The organism is Shewanella frigidimarina NCIMB 400 (assembly GCF_000014705.1).
Lineage (GTDB): Bacteria > Pseudomonadota > Gammaproteobacteria > Enterobacterales > Shewanellaceae > Shewanella > Shewanella frigidimarina.
Genome location: NC_008345.1, coordinates 4120240 through 4141251, shown reverse-complemented (window position 1 = coordinate 4141251; position 21012 = coordinate 4120240). Strand labels below are relative to the sequence as shown.

Below are 21012 nucleotides of genomic sequence, written 5' to 3'. Positions count from 1 at the left end.
TCTTGCTGAACATGCATAACGCATACATGGATAAACACTGAAGCACTTTGGGGTTCTGGGGATTTCCCCCTCTAAAAAGACATAATCCTCTGTAGACTACACCAATAAATGGCTGCGGAGGTGGTTTACTTTCAGTTTGGAGCCTAATCATCCACTATCGGCCTCGTTATTTCGCCAATATCGGGCAATTTCCCAGTATTAGTGAAGTTATACGTTCCGCTTAAGTTGATATTTTGCCACGCAACGGGCGAAACAGAACGAGTGATACCCGCTTTCTCTTCATCTCCTCTCGCTTCAAAGTGTTCCAGCAGATGACTCAGTATCGCGGAGTTGAAGTAGATGATCGCGTTGGCAAGCAATCTTGCACATTCATTCCAGATAGCGATTTCAGACTCGTTTTTGCCTCGGAACTGATCGCCATTTACCGACGCAATAGCCCGTCTCAGGAAGTGCCACGCTTCTCCCCGGTTAAGAGCACGCTGAACGTACTGCCGCAAACTGGCATTGTCTATGTAATCCAGTAAATATTGCGCTTTGACCAGTCGATTATACTCCGTCAGCGCCTGTAATGTCGGGTGCCCCGAAGGATAACCAGACAACTTTCTTACCAGCATTGCCTGTGTCGTTCGCTTTGTGGCTAATTTTGCCCAACGCGCCAAAAATGTAAAGTTAGCATTTACAGCTTGTAAGCCATTGTTCTAGTTTCACAACGGCAAATTGATGTTAAGTCTAAAAGACCGTGATAACTCATTGTGGAAGATTGAGAGCTAAATGTAACAATAGAGGACATTGTTAGTCCAAGATTTAAGGGGTGAATATGTCACCCCTAAGATAAAACATTTACAGCCATATCTAATACCTGCAAGGTGCAAAAATATCGAGTTGGCTCTGATAGACGGTGGTTTTTACATTCATAAGTCCTAGCAAACTGTCGAACAAATTGTCGTGGGAAAAGCCGCCCTGTTCTGCTCGCTGTGCAACACAAGTCATGTTCAACTGATTATCTTGGCTAAAGTCATTAGATACCCAAGCCAGCATTGGTACGCTAGTTTGTTCTTTCGGTGCAATACTATAGGGCGCACCATGTAAATACATGCCCTTTTCACCCAAAGACTCACCATGGTCAGAGAGATACAGCATTGCAGTATCGAACATATCCTGCTTACCTTTTAATTTATTCACCACTTCACTGAGAATAAAATCCGTATATAGAATAGTGTTGTCGTAGGTGTTAATCAGTTCTTCTTGACTGCAATTTTGAATATCACTGCGCGGACAATCCGGTATAAATTTACGATGCTCTGGCGGGTATCTAAGATAATAAGTTGGTCCATGACTACCAATGATATGCAAAAAAATTACTGTATCTTGACTTGGTGCTACTGCCAGAATTTTATCTAATTTGTTGAGCAATACTTGGTCAAAACAATATTGGCCAGAACACAGCTTCGGATCACTCTTCAAATCTATCGTGAGATTTTCAACCTGATCACACACACCTTTACAGCCAGAATCATTATCAAACCACTGTACTTTTATACCACTATGACTTAACACATCAATCACTGTGTCTTGAGCATTAGCACGGCGAGGATCATAGTCTGCCCGCCCCATTCGTGAAAACATACAGGGTAGAGACACCGCCGTGGCCGTGCCGCATGAGCTAGTATCGTTAAACGCAATCAGCCCCTGATTTTGGGTATGAGCATTGGTTGGCTTGTTATATCCATAATATTGATAGCTCATTGAGCGCGCAGTTTCACCCACAACAAACACTAATAAGTTAGGTTTAGTGTTCGGGTTACGACTGGCATTCTTCGCATCTAGGCCAAGTTGTTGGTATTCCATGGGCGTCTGCAAATAGTGCTCATTGAGATATTTAGATGCACTACTGACAAAATAGGTAGGGACAATGTAACGCCTTAACTCACTGTTGTTTCGACCAAATGCAGCATAATCTTGATAGTAAAAAAAGGCGACTATCCCAATGCCAACGAACATTAGCAGCATAAAGGCTAATTTATGCAATAACTCCTTAAAAAAGGGCTGATAATGAATATCGGCCTTATAAATAAGATATGACGGTAATAGCCCAGTCAGCAGTAGATTGGTAATTGATGCAAGATTTACATACATCAATGCTTCAGCAGGATGTGTTTGAAACGTGTTTTCTATCATGCCGTAGTCAAACACGACATTGTATTGATAGGCTGCAAAAAATACACTTGAGGAAAGTAACGTCAATACGATAAAAAAGGGCTTCAGCAGGTATTTGACGGTAAAAATTGAAAACAAAAAACTCAGCGCAAATGTTAAAAATAGCGGCATAGATGCGATGAAAAGGGGATCAACTTCTGGTTGTTTTTCAATTCCTTTTCGCACTATACCAAAGAGCGGTAGATTGAAAATGGCAACATAAAACAACGCAGTGATGAAAGTGAATTGGTTAACCGATAACGTCTTAAATCTAGAAATCACAAAAATCCCTTTTTTGCTAAAAAAAACAATACTAGCTTGACCTCATTAAAATAACCTTAACAGATAAGACCGTTTTAGGTGAATTGAGCCCAATTCACCTAAAAGTTACATGTAAACAATTAAGTAAATAAACTTCAATTACTTATAAGTTTACTTGTAATTTCTTGTGTGCTCTTCACAGAATTCAGTGCCCGATAAATAGAGGCTTCTCCAAGGTGATACTCCTTGGCAAGCTGCCCAATGGTGGCCCCCTCAGCTCTTTTATCATAAATAGCCTGTTTTAAGGTATCCGTGAGTTTTACAGGTCTACCAAATTTAACCCCATTTTCATGTGCTTTTGCGATACCTTCGGCCTGTCTCTCTGTCCGCAAGTCATTTTCAAACTCAGCAATCGCAGCCAACATATTGAACATGAGTCTCCCAGTCGAAGTGCTCGTATCAATGTTCTGATCGATAACGAGTAAATCAATGCCTTCACTTTGAAAACGCGAAGCAATCTGGGCTAAGTGTACGACTGAGCGAGCAAGACGATCGAGTCGTGTTACCACTAGGGTATCCCCTTCACGTAAATAACTCATGCAAGATTGAAATTCAGACCGTTCAGCCGTCCTCCCACTGCGTTTTTCTTGATATATCTTATTGCACTCAGCTCGATGTAACTTGCCCAGTTGCACTTCTAAGCTTTGACCCGTAGAACTCACTCGAGCATAACCAACTTTGGACATAAATTACCATATCTCTTTAAAGGTTTTGATAATGCACTTATGATAGTAGTTTTGATAGGGGTCACCTCAGAAAACGGAAAAAATCGTACGCTAAGACCCAGAGAGCGGACGTAGCGGTCGGAATTTCCCCACGCCTACTTTGGAGCTACTGCGCCAGAGGTAATCGCCGGTCAGGTTGATATGCTCCCAACCCAGCGGCGACAGGTACTGCAACAGCCCTTCATCGACACCATGGCCGTGGCCGCGCAAAGCATTCGCGGCGCGCTCCAGGTAGACCGTGTTCCACAGCACGATGGCCGCCGTCACCAGGTTGAGGCCACTGGCCCGGTAGCGCTGCTGCTCGAAACTGCGGTCGCGGATTTCGCCCAGCCGGTTGAAGAACACCGCCCTGGCCAGCGCATTGCGGGCTTCGCCCTTGTTCAATCCGGCATGCACACGACGGCGTAGTTCCACGCTTTGCAGCCAGTCCAAGATGAACAGCGTGCGCTCGATGCGCCCCAGCTCGCGCAGCGCAACGGCCAGGCCGTTCTGGCGCGGGTAGCTGCCGAGCTTGCGCAACATCAGCGAGGCCGTCACCGTGCCCTGTTTGATCGAGGTAGCCAGGCGCAGGATTTCATCCCAATGGGCACGAATAGCCTTGATGTTCAACTTGTCGCTGCTAATCGTCGGTCTGAGTGCGTCGTAACTGGCTTCACCCTTAGGGATGAACAGCTTGGTGTCGCCCAGGGCGCGGATGCGCGGCGCGAAGCGGAAGCCCAGCAGATGCATGAGGGCAAAGACATGATCGGTGAAGCCCGCCGTGTCGGTGTAGTGCTCCTCGATGCGCAGGTCGGACTCGTGGTACAGCAGGCCGTCGAGCACGTAGGTCGAGTCGCGCACGCCGACGTTCACGACCTTGGTGTGGAACGGCGCGTACTGGTCGGAGATGTGCGTGTAAAACGTCCGCCCTGGGCTGCTGCCATATTTCGGGTTGATGTGCCCGGTGCTCTCGGCCTTGCTGCCGGTGCGGAAGTTCTGGCCGTCCGACGATGACGTGGTGCCGTCACCCCAATGCTCGGCGAAGGGATGCCGGAACTGCGCGTTCACCAATTCGGCCAGCGCCGTCGAATAGGTTTCATCGCGGGTATGCCAGGCTTGTAGCCAGGCGAGCTTGGCATACGTTGTGCCGGGACAGGACTCGGCCATCTTGGTCAGGCCGAGATTGATCGCGTCGGCCAGTATGGTGGTCAGCAGCAGGTTCTTGTCCTTGGCCAGGTCGCCCGATTTCAGGTGCGTAAAGTGGCGGGTGAAGCCCGTCCATTCATCCACTTCCATAAGCAGTTCGGTGATCTTGATGTGCGGCAGGATCATCGCGGTCTGGTCGATCAGCGCCTGCGCGGTGTCAGGCACCGCCGCATCCAGAGGCGTGATCTTCAGGCCAGACTCGGTGATGATGGCGTCCGGCAGGTCGTTGGCCGCCGCCATGCGGTTGACGGTCGCAAGCTGTGTTTCTAGCAGCGTCAGCCGGTCATGCAGGTACTGGTCGCAGTTGGTGACCACAGCCAGCGGCAGTTCGCTGGCCAGCTTGAGGCTGGCGAATTTCACAGGCGGTACCAGGTAGTCCTCGAAATCCTTGAACTGGCGTGAGCCTTGCACCCAGATGTCGCCGGAGCGCAGCGCGTTCTTCAGTTCCGACAGTGCGCACAACTCGTAGTAGCGCCGGTCGATGCCGGCATCGGTCATCACCAGCTTCTGCCAGCGCGGCTTGATGAAGTCGGTCGGCGCATCGGCAGGCACCTTGCGTGCGTTGTCGCTGTTCATGCCGCGCAGCACCTCGATGGCGTCCAGCACATCCTTGGCAGCGGGCGCAGCCCGCAGCTTGAGCACGGCGAGGAATTCCGGCGCGTACCGGCGTAACGTGGCGTAGCTCTCGCCGATGCGGTGCAGGAAATCGAAGTCCTCGGGCTGCGCGAGCTTCTGCGCTTCGGTGACATTTTCGGCGAAAGCATCCCAGGATAGTACGCCCTCGATTGCGGCGAACGGATCGCGGCCCGCTTGCTTGGCCTCGATCAGCGCCTGACCGATGCGCCCAAACAGCCGCACCTTGGCGTTGATCGCCTTGCCGGATGCCTGGAACTGCTGCTGATGCTTGTTCTTGGCGGCGTTGAACAGCTTGCCCAGGATTCGATCATGCAGGTCGATGATTTCATCGGTGACGGTGGCCATACCTGCATACCCTCGATGGCGAGCGCGACCAGGGTGGCGTAGCGCCGCTGCGCCTCGAACTTGGCCAGGTCGGCGGGTGTCATCTGGCCACCCTCGCGGGCGATCTTGAGCAGGCGATTCTGGTGCACCGACCGCTCGACGCCGGAAGGCAGGTCGAGCGCCTGCCATGCCTTGAGGCGTTCGATGTGTTCGAGCATGTGCCGCGAATTGGGCTTGACGGGTGACTGGCGCAGCCAGGCCAGCCAGGTCGTTTTGCCGTTGTCCCGGCGTTTGAGCAGATCGTCAAGGCGGCGACGATGCGCGTCCGATAGCGGTTCGGACAAGGTTTCGTAGATTTGCCGGTTGGCGCGGGTGATCGCCTCGGCACAGACGCGCTCGACAACATCCAGCGTCGGCAAGATGACGTGTCGGTGCCGCAGGTCGTCGAGAACACTGTTGGCCAGCATGATGCCCTTGTCGGTTTGCAAGGCCAACTCGGTCGCGGCATGGACAGCCTGCCGATAGTGCGCCAGGCCGAACGGCTCCATGCCCAAATATGCACGCAGCTCAAGCAGATGCTCGCGCCGGGTTTCTTCCCTCTCTGCATACTGTGGCCAGCACGATGGATCGATGCGCAGTTGCCGTCCGATCCATTGCAGCAGGGGCATCGGCACCGCAGCGTCGGGCAGCAGGCCCTGACCGGGAAAGCGCAATAAGCATAATTGCACCGCGACACCCAGGCGGTTGGCGTCACCGCGCCGCTGGCGGATTAGTGACAGGTCGGGTTCGCTGAACGTGTAGAGCCGGATGAGTTCGTCTTGGGTATCGGGCAACGCCAAGAGACTGTCGCGCTCTGCGGCGGAGAGGATTGAACGGCGGGGCATGCAGTCTCCTTCTTCTCAAAAACGTAGGTTTGCGACAATCCCGCTCAACCCTCTGGCGCGGTACAGCAAATCAATGCGTTGCGATTCTCGAAAACAGTTCTTGAAACTTTATTCTTGAATTCTTATCATATCAACGCGTTTCGAGAAATAGGGATGTAGCCAACCGCTGCCCCAAGTGGCTTTGACGTGTTTACGAAAGGAGAAAGACTCATGGGTATTTTTGACAGACTTTTCGGTGGCCACCACGGTGGTGGTTACAGCGGTGGTGGGCATCACGGTGGTGGCGGTGGGTACGGAAGCGGCGGGCCTCCAGCGGGCGGGTGGGGTAATGGCGGCCTTGCTTGCCCCAACTGCAAGGCATCTAACGCGCCAGGCGCTCGCTTCTGCCAGCAGTGCGGGACTTCGTTGGTTCCTTCGGCTTGCGCGCAATGTGGAACCACACTGCAACCGGGTGCGAAGTTTTGCGCTCAGTGCGGCAAGGCAGCGGTCTGACCGTGCCATGCTGGTTGGCTATGCGCGCGTCTCGACGCAGGATCAGAACCTGGAGCTACAGCGGGAGGCCTTGACCCAGGCCGGGTGCCAAAAGCTCTTTGAGGACAAATTAAGCGGCACGAGAGCCGAGCGCCCCGGCTTGGCCAAGGCGCTTGAAATGCTACGCAAGGGAGACACGCTGGTCGTCTGGAAGCTGGATCGCCTGGGCCGCAGCGTCAAGCAATTGGTCGATCTGGTCAGCGAGTTGCACAAGCAGAGCATCCAGTTCAAGAGTCTCACCGACGCCATCGACACCGGCACGCCGTCGGGACGGTTCTTCTTTCACGTCATGGCCAGCCTCGCCGAAATGGAGCGCGAGCTGACGGTGGAGCGGACCCGAGCAGGATTGGCGGTCGCCCGGCTGTCAGGCCGCAAGGGAGGGCGCAAACCGAAGATGACCAAAAGCAAGATTGAATCGGCCAAGAAGCTGCTCGCCAGCGGGATCGCTCCCAAGGACGTGGCCAAGAACCTCGGGGTCTCAATCCCGACGTTGTATCGCTGGGTGCCGGCTTCCGGTCACGCTGAACAAAAATGAACTCAGAAGAAGGACGAAAATGAGCACCGGTCACACCCATGCCCTACCCAGCGAGCGCAATGAAAAATCGCTCTGGATCGCCCTGGCGCTGACCGGGAGCTTCTTGCTGGCCGAAGTCGCCGCAGGCATCGTTTTCAACAGCCTGGCCCTGCTCTCAGATGCGGCGCACATGTTCACGGATGCAGCGGCGCTGGCCATCGCCTTGGCGGCTGTACGGGTGGCGAGACGGCCAGCCGATGCCAAGCGCACCTATGGCTACTACCGCTTCGAAATCCTTGCGGCCGCATTCAACGCCCTGTTGCTCTTCGGCGTCGCTGGCTACATCCTGTATGAGGGCTGGCAGCGTTTGCGCGAGCCAGCGCAGGTTCAGTCCAGCGGGATGCTGGTGGTAGCAGTGCTGGGTCTGATCGTCAACCTCATCAGCATGCGTATGCTTCAGGGCGGCAAGGACAAGAGCCTCAACGTCAAAGGCGCTTATCTGGAGGTCTGGAGCGACATGATTGGCTCCATCGGCGTGATCGGAGCTGCGCTGGTCATCCGATTCACCGGCTGGGTGTGGGTAGATGCGGTCGTCGCCGTGGCAATCGGGCTATGGGTGCTGCCACGAACTTGGCTGCTACTCAAGGAAAGCCTGAATGTCTTGCTGGAGGGAGTCCCAGACGGCATTGACATGGGAGCCTTGATGGCATCTGTTCAGGCCGTGCCAGGCGTGACAGGGCTGCATGACTTGCACGTATGGGCGCTCACGAGCGGCAAGGTCAGCATGACCGCTCATATCGTGTATGCGCCGGAAATAGGGCCCGACGAGTTGCTCAAAACCCTCAAGTTGTTGCTGGCTGACCGATTCAGCATCTTCCATACGACGCTGCAACTGGAGATTGTTGCCTGTGAACACAGCGTCGATGGGTGCAACTTCGTGGATCATCGCCACAAAGAACCGAGTTCTCAACCAGACCAAGCCGCAGCCCGGCAGGCGTGACTAATGGGACTCCTACTACCCGGCTAGCCAAACCGGTCTTAGCGTACGATTTTTTCCGTTTTCTGAGACGACCCCTGATAGGCAATAACCAGAGCTGTCAAATAGTATACATTTTGATAAGGTGCATTTTTGACTTTTATCGCCCAACTGGTGTAAATTGAGCGAATCGAACGATTCGTTTAAAGGTGATAAATGAACACTCTTTCAGCCAATGAAGCAAAAATTCACTTTGGAGATTTGTTGCTCAAAGCTCAACAAGCTCCAATCCAAATTAATAAAAATGGCAAGCCTGTGGCCGTTGTTATTTCAGCTGATGCGTACCAAAGTATCGAGACACTAAAATTACATTTGCTTCAATCCAAAGCGGTGAAAGCCATGACTGACATCAAAATGGGCAATTTGGTTGATGGTAATACCTTTTTTGATGAGCTGGCCGCAGGGCAGTATGACTAATGCCGGTAACTTATCATTTAACGCCCGATGCACAATCTGATCTGATAGGTATTCACCGCTTTACGTTAGCCCAATGGGGAACGACTCAGTCGAAGACATATTTATCAGGACTTAGACAAACGATTCAGCTGCTGGCTGAAACACCCACCCTTGGGAAAAATAGACCCGAGGTACGCGTGAATGTGTTTAGCTTCCCTTATTCAAGTCATGTCATCTATTACATCCAACATGAGCATCAATTCGTTGTATTTGGGATCTTACATAAAAGTATGGTTCCACTTGCACATCTCGCGGAGCGGGAAATTATTTGATGTATTGAAATAGGGGGGGCACCATGAAAAATGACGTTCGGCGGCTATCTATTTTGTCAACTGATGAAATAGATGAACTGTTTGGATTACCTCATTTCTCAGATGATGATCGTCGATTATATTTTGACTTAAGTGCTAAAGAGCGCGAGCTATTCGACAATACCCGAACGTTTTCTGTGGCAGCCCATTTAGTATTGCAACTGGGCTATTTCAAAGCCAAACGGCAGTTTTTCAGTTATGAACAAGAATCGTCAGTACTAAATGACTTGGATTACATTGCCGCGCTGTACTTTCCCACCAAAACGCTTTCAAGGCTGAAAAGTCCCTCAAGACCGATTAGGGCTGAACAACAACGAGCAATTCTTGATTTATTCCAGTATAAACAATGTGATAATGAGGTAAAAGTTGATTTGGAAGATAAAGCACAGCGGGTTGCGATGCTATCGACACAACCTATCTTTATCTTTCGTGAATTAACCCAATACTTAGCATTACACCGTATTGTCATGCCCAGTTATCGGTATATGCAAGAGATGATTGGTAGAGTGGTGGCTTATGAACGCACCCGTATTGCTCGATTACTTAGCACTTGCATGACTTCACTTATCGATCAGCAATTAGCGGCTTTGCTTCGGGCTGATTCAGGAGTATTTCGCGTCAGCGCATTAAAACATGAAGCTAAAGATTTCAGTTATAAAGAATTGCGACATGAAGTCGCACGGCGGCAGTTTTTCCAGCCTCTACATGAGTTTGCCAAGCAGTTCCTCATAACAGCGGGGATCTCCAATGAAAGCGGCAAGTATTATGCTTCTATGGTTAAGTTTTATACCACTTATAAACTTCAACGCATGAAAAAAGAGACTGCTCAGTTATATCTGCTGTTTTTTGCTTTTCATCGGTTTCAGCAAATTAATGACAACTTAATTGAAGCATTGCTCCATTGGGTCGATCAATACGAGAAACAGGCCAAGCGTGCCGCTGAAGAAGCAATGAATAATGCGGTTACCAATGCAGCGAAAAATTTACAGGCTGCGGGTCATGTATTGAGCCTGTTTACGGATGACACCATCACCGATGACACACCTTTTTCCATTATTAAAGAAAAAGCCTATGCATTGCTTGAACAAGAGAGATTCCCATTAGTTGCTGATTACTTACGCAATATTGCTTTCGACAAAACGGCATTTGAATGGTTACATTACACAAAATTATCCGCCACATTCAAACGTAACTTAAGGCAACTTTTTACTGATCTGGATTTTGCCGGACGTGTAGAAGACTCTCCTTTGCTTGAAGCTATCGGTTTTTTACAAAACTTGTTACGCACAGAAAAATCACCAAGGCAAACTGATCCTAATGCATTTCCGACTGAGATTATTCCTAAAGGTTTACGCCGATATTTGTTTAGTAAAGAGGGTAAAACATTTAAAACGCTAGATGTAGATCGCTATGAGTTTTTGGTCTATCGCCTACTACGCAACTCACTGGAAGCGGGTGATGTGTACGTTAAACATAGTAATGAATTTCGCCGCTTTGAAGATGACTTAATAAGCGATCTTAGATGGCAGGATAAAGAACGAGTATTGCAAGATATTGGTGCACCCATTTTATTGGCCCCTATCCAAGATACTCTGGCTGTATTTCATACTATGCTAGCAGCACGTTATAGTGCGATTAACCAACATATTTCTGATGGGGTCAACAAACATATTAAAGTAATTGGGGCTGCCGAAAAGCGTCGTTGGAAGCTGCTTTATCCGAGCAGTGATGAATCCGTTAATAGCGATTTTTACAGCCAGTTACCAGGAATTGGTATTGCGGATCTACTGTGGTTTGTTGCGGGTAATACTGGATTTTTAAATGCATTTACCCATGTATTAGATCGTTATGTAAAGCATGAAGCTGATCCCCGTGAAATTTTCGCCTGTATTGTTGCGATGGGAACAAACATGGGGTTAGCAAAAATGGCTGAGGTTTCAGGCCTTAGCTCAGCATCAATGGCGGGGACGTCTAGAAATTATCTACGCTTGGAGACGTTGCGAGCGGCTAATGATGCGATTAGTAATGCAACCAGCCAGCTACCCGCATTTCATCTCTATGATATTCAGGACTCGCTCCATTCAAGTAGCGATGGCCAGCGGATGGAAACGCAAATTAACACCCTTAACGCTCGATATTCTCCTAAGTATTTTGGTTTACAGAAAGGTGTCAGCGCCTACACGTTGGTCGCAAATCATGTTCCTATAAATGCAAAGATTATTGGGACTCACGAACATGAAAGCCATTACGTTTTCGATTTATTGCATAACAATACCTCTGATATAAAGCCAGAACGGCATTCCACTGACACCCATGGCACCAATCAGGTTAATTTTTGGATTTTGCATGCATTTGGATATCATTTTGCACCTCGTTATCGTGATTTGCATAAGAAAATGGATACGTTAGTCGGCTCACAACATCCCAATGAGTGTGGTGACTGGCTAATAAAGCCTGCCCGAAAAACCAACGATGAATTGATTGAACGTGAATGGCCCAATATTCAACGTATCATGGCATCGCTAGCTCAAAAAGATGTTACTCAAGCCACGATTGTTCGCAAACTCTCGAGCTATTCGCGTCAGAATCAGACCAAGAAAGCATTATGGGAGTTGGAAAACATATGCCGAACGCTATACATTCTCGACTTTGTCGACGATGTTGGCTTACGTCAATGTGTACAAAAAGCATTAAATCGTGGTGAAGCCTATCATCGTCTCAGGCGAGCAGTTGCATTTGTTAACGGTGGAAAATTCAGAGTAAAAACGGAAGAGGAGCAACAAATTTGGAATGAATGCTCTCGGCTCATCACCAATGCGGTCATTTACTACAACACAGTGCTGCTATCTCGTGTCTATGAACAGAAGCAAACAGTAGGAGATCAAAACGCACTGGCTCAGCTTCACAGTATTTCGCCCGTTGCATGGCAGCACATCAATATGTATGGCAATTTTGAGTTTAGTCCATCAACCTCAAAAATAGATATCGATGCATTGGTTGCTCGATATGCTGAACCAGAATATTGGAAGCAAGCGCTGATTGAGAACGAAAATTCAAGTGATGAATTTTAGAGCTTAAAGCTAACTTTACATTTTTGGCGCGTTGGGCAAATTTAGCCTTTGTCTGAAGTGACAGAACAATGCGCCTAATATCCTGCCATCCCGTTTCGATGACATTCGTCCTGATGGGCTTTTTCAGGGCAAGGTTGGTGCCGCCATGTTCATTTTCAGTTACGTCAAACAGATCGTTGATGACACTACTGAACTGCGCGTATCGCGGTGCAAAACTGTAACCGCATAGATCCAGTAAGGCGAAGTTAACATGATTGACACCGTGTGTATCTGTCGAGAGTACGTCAGGTTTGATATCACTGCTGTTGGATTGTAACAGGTCATAAATATAGTGTGATTCGTGCTCGTTGGAACCGATGATCCGAGCATTGAGGGCGCTGTGGTTGGCTACCAGTGTCATGGCCGTGATCCCTTTATTGGTGCCGAAATACTTAGAGGAGTACCGGGTTTTAAAGGTTTCCAGATGGGTTTCGAATTTCTGACCATCCGCACTGGCATGCAACTGGTCCTCCTGAATATGGTAGTGGCGGAAGATGGGTAGCGCTGCAACCGCATTATTGATCACATCGCTGGCATCATGCAGCGTTTCAGGCCGGATATAGTTGGCCTGCACCGTACTCAGGTGTTCATAGCTTCGATCGGAGATCTGCGCCATGCCATACACACCACGGTGAGTGGCGTTGGCAATCAGAATGGCCAGTAAATCATCCTGATGAGTGAACCCTTGTTTTTGTATCGGAAGTACATGAGTCAGACATTTCATGAACCCGGTTTCGCGCTCTACATACCGCAGTACATCCGCGATATCGACCGGTTGCATTCGCTTAAAAAAGGGATTGTTGACCAGAGATGTAGCGCTTTTGGTCGGCAGACGCCAGCGGGTACCGGTACGATTTTTCATGATCACATTTCGATTGTCTCCCTCATCAATATGGAGAGCAACGTCTTTGAGCGCACTTTCCAGCCGGTGTTGTTGCTCCTGTAACAATAACTCTGCGGGCTGTTTTAGTCTGTCCAGTGTTGATGAGGCCAGCAAGGTATCCTGCGATGTCTGGGGGATCAGGTCGTCTTCCAGTGCGCGGTATTTGGTAACATTTGGCAAATAAATGCGTCCGTTCAGTCGCGAAGTCAACTGGCGGTAGAGCAGCCATTCGTAACGTTGCGGGTTAACGTTATCCTGTTTAACCAACCATGGGAGGTGCTTTTTCGGGATGAGCGACGTATCCATCGTCTTCAGTGGTCCACCGGATGCGATTTCCGTCTGAATCTGTTGAAGTTGGGCGACGACGGCTTCTGAGCCTTTACCGGCCTCACAATCAAGGCACAAGAACACCTGCCTTAACAGTTGCTTCAGGAGATTGCATTGTTCATCGTAATGTTGCCACTGGTACTCTTCCACGGTCCGTTTCTGTTTTTTCAGGTAAAGGCAGAGGGTCTGGATATCCCTGTCATTCATGACCTTCAATGCCTGTTGTCTGACTACTGAGAAGGGTTGATTATCATCAATGTTCTCATCCACAAACAGATGCAGTAACTCTGCCGCTTTTGTGACATTGTCCGCGGCTGACTGCCAGGACAGGAACACTGCTTGTTGTGCAAAGGTGTTGGCAGCTTCTTGTTGCTTGCGGATATGGTAAATGAACCCATCAGTTAACCGTTCCAGTGCCAGTTGTATCCGCTCTGTCAGGTGACATAGCAACCATAGATGCTGCTGTGCGCGTTTGAATCGTTTGAGTTTACTGCCGTAATAGTTGATGAGCTCACCGAAGTGTTGTCGATTTTTAAGAGACAGATTAAGCCCATCGATAACGCCATTGATTTGCGTGCGCCATGGCGCTAACTGATGATAAAGGGCAAGCTCTTTTTTAAGCTCAGGTACGGTCAGACTTTTTGCACCGCCTCTGAGCTGGTTCAGGCTTAGTCCGTCATCAATGGCTGTTATGCTGTCCAGAAAGACGTGAAGTTCAGGACTGGTGAGTTGATTAAGTTGGTGCGCCAGGTCTTTTCTGACCTGCTGCATTGTTCTGCTTATCAGTCTCTGGAGTACGGTATACCTGGGGATAGCAATGCTGTGACTGGCTAGGAATTCAATAGCAGTATCAAAGAGGTAACGCGGCTCCAGCCAGGCATTGCCCACCTGAACAAGGTGGTCGAAAAGAGAATTGAAGTGCTGACTTTCGTCCCATTTGTGATAACCAGCAAGGTCTAATACTTTTGCGTAGAGTCGATCTTTTTGTTTTTGTGAGGGAGTGAATGGTCTGAGCCCCTTGCCGCCAAGCAGCTCTTTACTGATGAACATTAAATCCTTAGAAACCTGCGAGTAAGCGATATCTAGGATGACGGGCTTTGATTTAAAGTATCCCAAAATCGCGACAAAGTAACATCTATGAGCTCTGAGACGAATTGACCGAAAAACTGCCAATTCCCCATCGTTCAGAGAAAAATACAGACGTTGTTCTTCGATTGAAAAAATGGGTGGGGAATAAAGATCTGCCTGTTCTGCTCTCGTGAGAATAGAAATTTCGTTTTTGATGGCCATATCAGGGCTGTTCCGTATTAAAATGTACGATATCTACCTAATTTGCCACACTTATAAGTAGTAACCTACCTCCACAGCCATTTATTAGTGTGGTCTACAGAGGATTATGTCTTTTTAGAGGGGGAAATCCCCAGAACCCCATTCAGGCATTAATTCAAACGCCTTAACATAAGGGACATCGCCGCCATATAGTTCAAGCTGCGCAGGACAAGCACCATTGGTTGTTGCTTTTAAACCGCCGATGACTGACGGCACTAACATCAAAGAGAAAATAACCACTAATAATCGCTTTTGAAAGTGCTTAGAGTACTTGCGTCTACAAGCGATAACGTAAAAAGCAATGAGCGACAGTGCCAACAAAATAATGCTGTATTTAGGCAACAAGTAAAAAATAAAACGATAAGGCTCTTCATATTTATCAATTAACCACGTTTGGTTGGATGCATTGAATAACAAATTTTGAAGCCAAATATCGCTATTTGTTGTTTCAAATAAAAAAGCAATAAGCGTTAATGCATACATTGAATAAAGCAGGTGTTTACTCAAGTTCAAAACAATTCTCCATTTGCAAGGTGTTCCCTACTACCACTTCTATGGTCGAGTGGTGAATACCGTATTGAGCTGCGAGCAAATCTTTAATTGGCTTAAGATCTTGGAATTGTTCCATCGTTTTTAAGTTAACACTGGTTTCTAAATACACTTCGCTATCATCTAATTGCCACACATGAATGTGTCTTACTTTTTCAACATTCTCCATTGATTCGATATCCTTACAAATCTTATCGATATCGATATCAACGGGGACCGCTTGCATTAAAATACGAATACTTTGCTTAGCTAAAATAATACCGTGGTACACCACATAAACCGAGATAAGTATGGTTGCCAATAAATCGACAACATACCATTGATATAAAATGATCAAACTACCCGCAACAATGACAACGACAGAAGCAAAGGCATCAGATAAATTATGAATAAATGCCGCTCTGAGATTCAAGTTATTCTTCGCGCCTGCTTGATAAGTCAACCACGCGGTTATGGAATCAATCACTAAGGCTATTGTCGCAATCCAAACAACAATCCAACCATCAATAGGTTGAGGGTTAAAGTACTTCTCAACTGCGGCATAAATGAGATATATACCAAGAATAATAAGGGTAGTACTGTTGATTAATGCCCCGATAATTTCAGCCCGTTTAAAACCAAAAGTCATTTGGCTATTAGCGGGTTTTCTTGCAATTTTTCTCGCAACAATCGCAATAACGATAGCGCCTGCATCACTGAGGTTATGAAGCGCATCAGCAATCAAGGATAAACTACCTGATAAAACCCCGCCGATAACTTGGGCCACAGTAAGTAAAATATTGATAAATACTGCCATGCTTAATTTTCCGTCATGGTTATGTGCATGGCTGTGCGTATGGTTATTATTTGACATTTACTCTTCCTCTTGCATAACAAATAGTGGTGATGGCGCTTTTTCAGGCAATGACATATCTGTGCTGATATTTAACGCATGTAGGGGTTCTGGGGATTTCCCCCTCTAAAAAGACATAATCCTCTGTAGACTACACCAATAAATGGCTGCGGAGGTGGTTTACTTTCAGTTTGGAGCCTAATCATCCACTATCGGCCTCGTTATTTCGCCAATATCGGGCAATTTCCCAGTATTAGTGAAGTTATACGTTCCGCTTAAGTTGATATTTTGCCACGCAACGGGCGAAACAGAACGAGTGATACCCGCTTTCTCTTCATCTCCTCTCGCTTCAAAGTGTTCCAGCAGATGACTCAGTATCGCGGAGTTGAAGTAGATGATCGCGTTGGCAAGCAATCTTGCACATTCATTCCAGATAGCGATTTCAGACTCGTTTTTGCCTCGGAACTGATCGCCATTTACCGACGCAATAGCCCGTCTCAGGAAGTGCCACGCTTCTCCCCGGTTAAGAGCACGCTGAACGTACTGCCGCAAACTGGCATTGTCTATGTAATCCAGTAAATATTGCGCTTTGACCAGTCGATTATACTCCGTCAGCGCCTGTAATGTCGGGTGCCCCGAAGGATAACCAGACAACTTTCTTACCAGCATTGCCTGTGTCGTTCGCTTTGTCTGAAGTGACAGAACAATGCGCCTAATATCCTGCCATCCCGTTTCGATGACATTCGTCCTGATGGGCTTTTTCAGGGCAAGGTTGGTGCCGCCATGTTCATTTTCAGTTACGTCAAACAGATCGTTGATGACACTACTGAACTGCGCGTATCGCGGTGCAAAACTGTAACCGCATAGATCCAGTAAGGCGAAGTTAACATGATTGACACCGTGTGTATCTGTCGAGAGTACGTCAGGTTTGATATCACTGCTGTTGGATTGTAACAGGTCATAAATATAGTGTGATTCGTGCTCGTTGGAACCGATGATCCGAGCATTGAGGGCGCTGTGGTTGGCTACCAGTGTCATGGCCGTGATCCCTTTATTGGTGCCGAAATACTTAGAGGAGTACCGGGTTTTAAAGGTTTCCAGATGGGTTTCGAATTTCTGACCATCCGCACTGGCATGCAACTGGTCCTCCTGAATATGGTAGTGGCGGAAGATGGGTAGCGCTGCAACCGCATTATTGATCACATCGCTGGCATCATGCAGCGTTTCAGGCCGGATATAGTTGGCCTGCACCGTACTCAGGTGTTCATAGCTTCGATCGGAGATCTGCGCCATGCCATACACACCACGGTGAGTGGCGTTGGCAATCAGAATGGCCAGTAAATCATCCTGATGAGTGAACCCTTGTTTTTGTATCGGAAGTACATGAGTCAGACATTTCATGAACCCGGTTTCGCGCTCTACATACCGCAGTACATCCGCGATATCGACCGGTTGCATTCGCTTAAAAAAGGGATTGTTGACCAGAGATGTAGCGCTTTTGGTCGGCAGACGCCAGCGGGTACCGGTACGATTTTTCATGATCACATTTCGATTGTCTCCCTCATCAATATGGAGAGCAACGTCTTTGAGCGCACTTTCCAGCCGGTGTTGTTGCTCCTGTAACAATAACTCTGCGGGCTGTTTTAGTCTGTCCAGTGTTGATGAGGCCAGCAAGGTATCCTGCGATGTCTGGGGGATCAGGTCGTCTTCCAGTGCGCGGTATTTGGTAACATTTGGCAAATAAATGCGTCCGTTCAGTCGCGAAGTCAACTGGCGGTAGAGCAGCCATTCGTAACGTTGCGGGTTAACGTTATCCTGTTTAACCAACCATGGGAGGTGCTTTTTCGGGATGAGCGACGTATCCATCGTCTTCAGTGGTCCACCGGATGCGATTTCCGTCTGAATCTGTTGAAGTTGGGCGACGACGGCTTCTGAGCCTTTACCGGCCTCACAATCAAGGCACAAGAACACCTGCCTTAACAGTTGCTTCAGGAGATTGCATTGTTCATCGTAATGTTGCCACTGGTACTCTTCCACGGTCCGTTTCTGTTTTTTCAGGTAAAGGCAGAGGGTCTGGATATCCCTGTCATTCATGACCTTCAATGCCTGTTGTCTGACTACTGAGAAGGGTTGATTATCATCAATGTTCTCATCCACAAACAGATGCAGTAACTCTGCCGCTTTTGTGACATTGTCCGCGGCTGACTGCCAGGACAGGAACACTGCTTGTTGTGCAAAGGTGTTGGCAGCTTCTTGTTGCTTGCGGATATGGTAAATGAACCCATCAGTTAACCGTTCCAGTGCCAGTTGTATCCGCTCTGTCAGGTGACATAGCAACCATAGATGCTGCTGTGCGCGTTTGAATCGTTTGAGTTTACTGCCGTAATAGTTGATGAGCTCACCGAAGTGTTGTCGATTTTTAAGAGACAGATTAAGCCCATCGATAACGCCATTGATTTGCGTGCGCCATGGCGCTAACTGATGATAAAGGGCAAGCTCTTTTTTAAGCTCAGGTACGGTCAGACTTTTTGCACCGCCTCTGAGCTGGTTCAGGCTTAGTCCGTCATCAATGGCTGTTATGCTGTCCAGAAAGACGTGAAGTTCAGGACTGGTGAGTTGATTAAGTTGGTGCGCCAGGTCTTTTCTGACCTGCTGCATTGTTCTGCTTATCAGTCTCTGGAGTACGGTATACCTGGGGATAGCAATGCTGTGACTGGCTAGGAATTCAATAGCAGTATCAAAGAGGTAACGCGGCTCCAGCCAGGCATTGCCCACCTGAACAAGGTGGTCGAAAAGAGAATTGAAGTGCTGACTTTCGTCCCATTTGTGATAACCAGCAAGGTCTAATACTTTTGCGTAGAGTCGATCTTTTTGTTTTTGTGAGGGAGTGAATGGTCTGAGCCCCTTGCCGCCAAGCAGCTCTTTACTGATGAACATTAAATCCTTAGAAACCTGCGAGTAAGCGATATCTAGGATGACGGGCTTTGATTTAAAGTATCCCAAAATCGCGACAAAGTAACATCTATGAGCTCTGAGACGAATTGACCGAAAAACTGCCAATTCCCCATCGTTCAGAGAAAAATACAGACGTTGTTCTTCGATTGAAAAAATGGGTGGGGAATAAAGATCTGCCTGTTCTGCTCTCGTGAGAATAGAAATTTCGTTTTTGATGGCCATATCAGGGCTGTTCCGTATTAAAATGTACGATATCTACCTAATTTGCCACACTTATAAGTAGTAACCTACCTCCACAGCCATTTATTAGTGTGGTCTACAGAGGATTATGTCTTTTTAGAGGGGGAAATCCCCAGAACCCCATATTGGTCGCAGTCGGTGGCCACGGCCAGTGGCAATTCGCTGGCCAGCTTCAAGGTGGCGAACTTCTCGATCGGCACCAGGTATTCGTCGAAGTCCTTGAACTGACGCGAACCCTGCACCCAAACATCACCAGAGCGCAGTGCGTTCTTCAGCTCCGATAGGGCGCATAATTCGTAGTAACGCCGGTCAATACCCTCGTCGGTCAGAACCAGCTTTGCCCAGCGCGGCTTGATGAATGCGGTTGGCGCATCGGCGGGCACCTTGCGCGCGCTGTCGCTGTTCATGCCGCGCAGCACGTCGATGGCATCGAGCACACCCTTGGCGGTGGGCGCGGCGCGCAGTTTGAGCACGTCCAGGAACTGCGGCGCATAGCGGCGCAGCGTGGCGTAACTCTCGCCGATATGGTGCAGGAAATCAAAATCTGCAGGCCGCGCCAGCGTTTGCGCCTCGGTGACGCTGGCGGCGAAGGTGTCCCACGGCATGACCGCTTCGATGGCGGCGAACGGATCGCCGCCGTTTTGTTTGGCTTCAATCAGCGCCTGACCGATGCGCCCATACATCCGCACCTTGTCGTTGATCGCCTTGCCGGAAGCCTGGAACTGCTGTTGATGCTTGTTCTTGGCCGCATTGAACAGCTTGCCGATGATGCGGTCGTGAAGGTCGATGATTTCATCAGTGACGGTGGCCATGCCTTCGATGGCCAGTGCTACCAAGGTGGCGTAACGCCGCTGCGACTCGAACTTGGCCAGGTCGGCGGGCGTCATCTGGCCGCCCTCGCGGGCGATCTTGAGCAAGCGGTTTTGGTGTACCTGCCGTTCGATGCCAGCAGGTAGGTCAAGCGCTTGCCAGGCTTTGAGGCGTTCGATGTGTTCAAGCATGTGGCGCGAGTTAGGCTTGGCGGGCGATTGGCGCAGCCACGCTAGCCACGTCATTTTGCTACCATCCTTGCGCTTGAGCAGTTCGTCCAGGCGCTGGCGATGGACAGGTATCAAGGAATCGGCCAATGCCGCATGGATGCTCCGGTTGGCACGGGTAATGGCCTCGGCGCTTGCGCGCTCGATGGCATTCATGGCGGGTAGGATGATGCTCTGCCGCCGCAGGTTTTCAACAAGGGTGCTGGCCAGCACAATGCCTTTGTCTGTTTGCAAGGCCAGTTCGGTCAATGTATGCACGGCTTGCCGGTAGTGACTCATGGTGAAGGGCTTGAATCCAAACACCGTTTGCAGCTCGACCAAGTGCTCCCGCCGTGTCTGCTCGCGCTGGCCGTAATCGTTCCAGCTTTCCACCGGCACCTTGAGTTGTGCGGCCACCATGCGCAGCAGGGGCGGAAACGGAGGCTCATCGATGCCCAAGAAGATGCCAGGGAATCGCAAGTAGCAAAGCTGCACGGCGAAGCCCAATCGATTCGCAGCGCCGCGACGCTGGCGGATCACCGATAGGTCGGTTTCGTTGAACGTGTAGTGCCGTATCAGTTCGTCTTTGGCATCTGGTAGTGCCAGCAGGCTTTCGCGCTCGGTGGCGGACAGGATTGAGCGGCGCGGCATG

12 protein-coding genes and 3 pseudogenes are annotated in these 21012 nt (G+C 49.1%); 6 read left to right on the top strand and 9 right to left on the bottom strand.

What is annotated here, in order from left to right:
• Positions 1-143: 143 nt before the first annotated feature.
• The 4 genes and pseudogenes from SFRI_RS17915 to SFRI_RS17900 form a co-directional block, all read right to left on the bottom strand.
• Positions 144-659 (bottom strand): Tn3 family transposase, encoded by a 516-nt coding sequence (locus SFRI_RS17915; RefSeq protein WP_425271578.1) that lies wholly within the window; start codon positions 657-659, stop codon positions 144-146.
• A 193-nt stretch (positions 660-852) separates the two neighbouring features.
• Positions 853-2478: a phosphoethanolamine--lipid A transferase MCR-4.3 gene (locus tag SFRI_RS17910; RefSeq protein ID WP_011638903.1), complete on the bottom strand. Its 1626-nt coding sequence runs from the start codon at positions 2476-2478 to the stop codon at positions 853-855.
• Positions 2479-2612: 134 nt separating this feature from the next.
• Entirely contained in the window at positions 2613-3203 is a 591-nt protein-coding gene (locus tag SFRI_RS17905) for a recombinase family protein (protein WP_011638902.1), read from the bottom strand.
• 90 nt (positions 3204-3293) lie between these two features.
• Positions 3294-6271 (bottom strand): annotated as a pseudogene (locus SFRI_RS17900) (Tn3-like element TnShfr1 family transposase).
• 210 nt (positions 6272-6481) lie between these two features.
• Here SFRI_RS17900 and SFRI_RS21910 point away from each other — a divergent pair.
• From SFRI_RS21910 to SFRI_RS17870, 6 genes are all read left to right on the top strand, one after another.
• Positions 6482-6763, top strand: a complete 282-nt coding sequence (locus SFRI_RS21910; RefSeq protein WP_024946414.1) for a double zinc ribbon domain-containing protein — start codon at positions 6482-6484, stop codon at positions 6761-6763.
• A gap of 7 nt (positions 6764-6770) precedes the next feature.
• Positions 6771-7337, top strand: coding sequence for a recombinase family protein (locus SFRI_RS17890; protein ID WP_011638900.1), 567 nt, complete (start codon positions 6771-6773; stop codon positions 7335-7337).
• 19 nt (positions 7338-7356) lie between these two features.
• Positions 7357-8316 (top strand): cation diffusion facilitator family transporter, encoded by a 960-nt coding sequence (locus SFRI_RS17885; protein WP_011638899.1) that lies wholly within the window; start codon positions 7357-7359, stop codon positions 8314-8316.
• A 192-nt stretch (positions 8317-8508) separates the two neighbouring features.
• On the top strand, positions 8509-8769 hold the full coding sequence (locus SFRI_RS17880) for a type II toxin-antitoxin system Phd/YefM family antitoxin (RefSeq protein ID WP_011638898.1): 261 nt from the start codon (positions 8509-8511) through the stop codon (positions 8767-8769).
• Complete coding sequence (locus tag SFRI_RS17875) at positions 8769-9080, top strand: type II toxin-antitoxin system RelE/ParE family toxin (RefSeq protein ID WP_011638897.1); 312 nt, start codon at positions 8769-8771, stop codon at positions 9078-9080. The genes SFRI_RS17880 and SFRI_RS17875 overlap by 1 nt, the downstream gene beginning before the upstream one ends.
• Positions 9081-9103: 23 nt before the next feature.
• Complete coding sequence (locus SFRI_RS17870; RefSeq protein WP_011638896.1) at positions 9104-12190, top strand: Tn3 family transposase; 3087 nt, start codon at positions 9104-9106, stop codon at positions 12188-12190.
• Positions 12191-12236: 46 nt separating this feature from the next.
• Here SFRI_RS17870 and SFRI_RS17865 read toward each other — a convergent pair.
• From SFRI_RS17865 to SFRI_RS17845, 5 genes and pseudogenes are all read right to left on the bottom strand, one after another.
• A pseudogene (locus tag SFRI_RS17865) lies at positions 12237-14729 on the bottom strand (Tn3-like element ISShfr9 family transposase); the annotation flags it as partial.
• A gap of 114 nt (positions 14730-14843) precedes the next feature.
• A complete protein-coding gene (locus tag SFRI_RS17860; protein WP_011638894.1) occupies positions 14844-15281 on the bottom strand; it encodes a phosphatase PAP2 family protein in 438 nt (145 codons plus the stop codon).
• Positions 15268-16170 (bottom strand): cation diffusion facilitator family transporter, encoded by a 903-nt coding sequence (locus SFRI_RS17855; RefSeq protein WP_002962881.1) that lies wholly within the window; start codon positions 16168-16170, stop codon positions 15268-15270. The genes SFRI_RS17860 and SFRI_RS17855 overlap by 14 nt, the downstream gene beginning before the upstream one ends.
• Before the next feature lie 177 nt (positions 16171-16347).
• Positions 16348-19326, bottom strand: a complete 2979-nt coding sequence (locus tag SFRI_RS17850; RefSeq protein WP_006991878.1) for a Tn3-like element ISShfr9 family transposase — start codon at positions 19324-19326, stop codon at positions 16348-16350.
• Between the two features lie 140 nt (positions 19327-19466).
• A pseudogene (locus SFRI_RS17845) lies at positions 19467-21011 on the bottom strand (Tn3 family transposase); the annotation flags it as partial.
• Between the last annotated feature and the right edge of the window lies 1 nt (position 21012).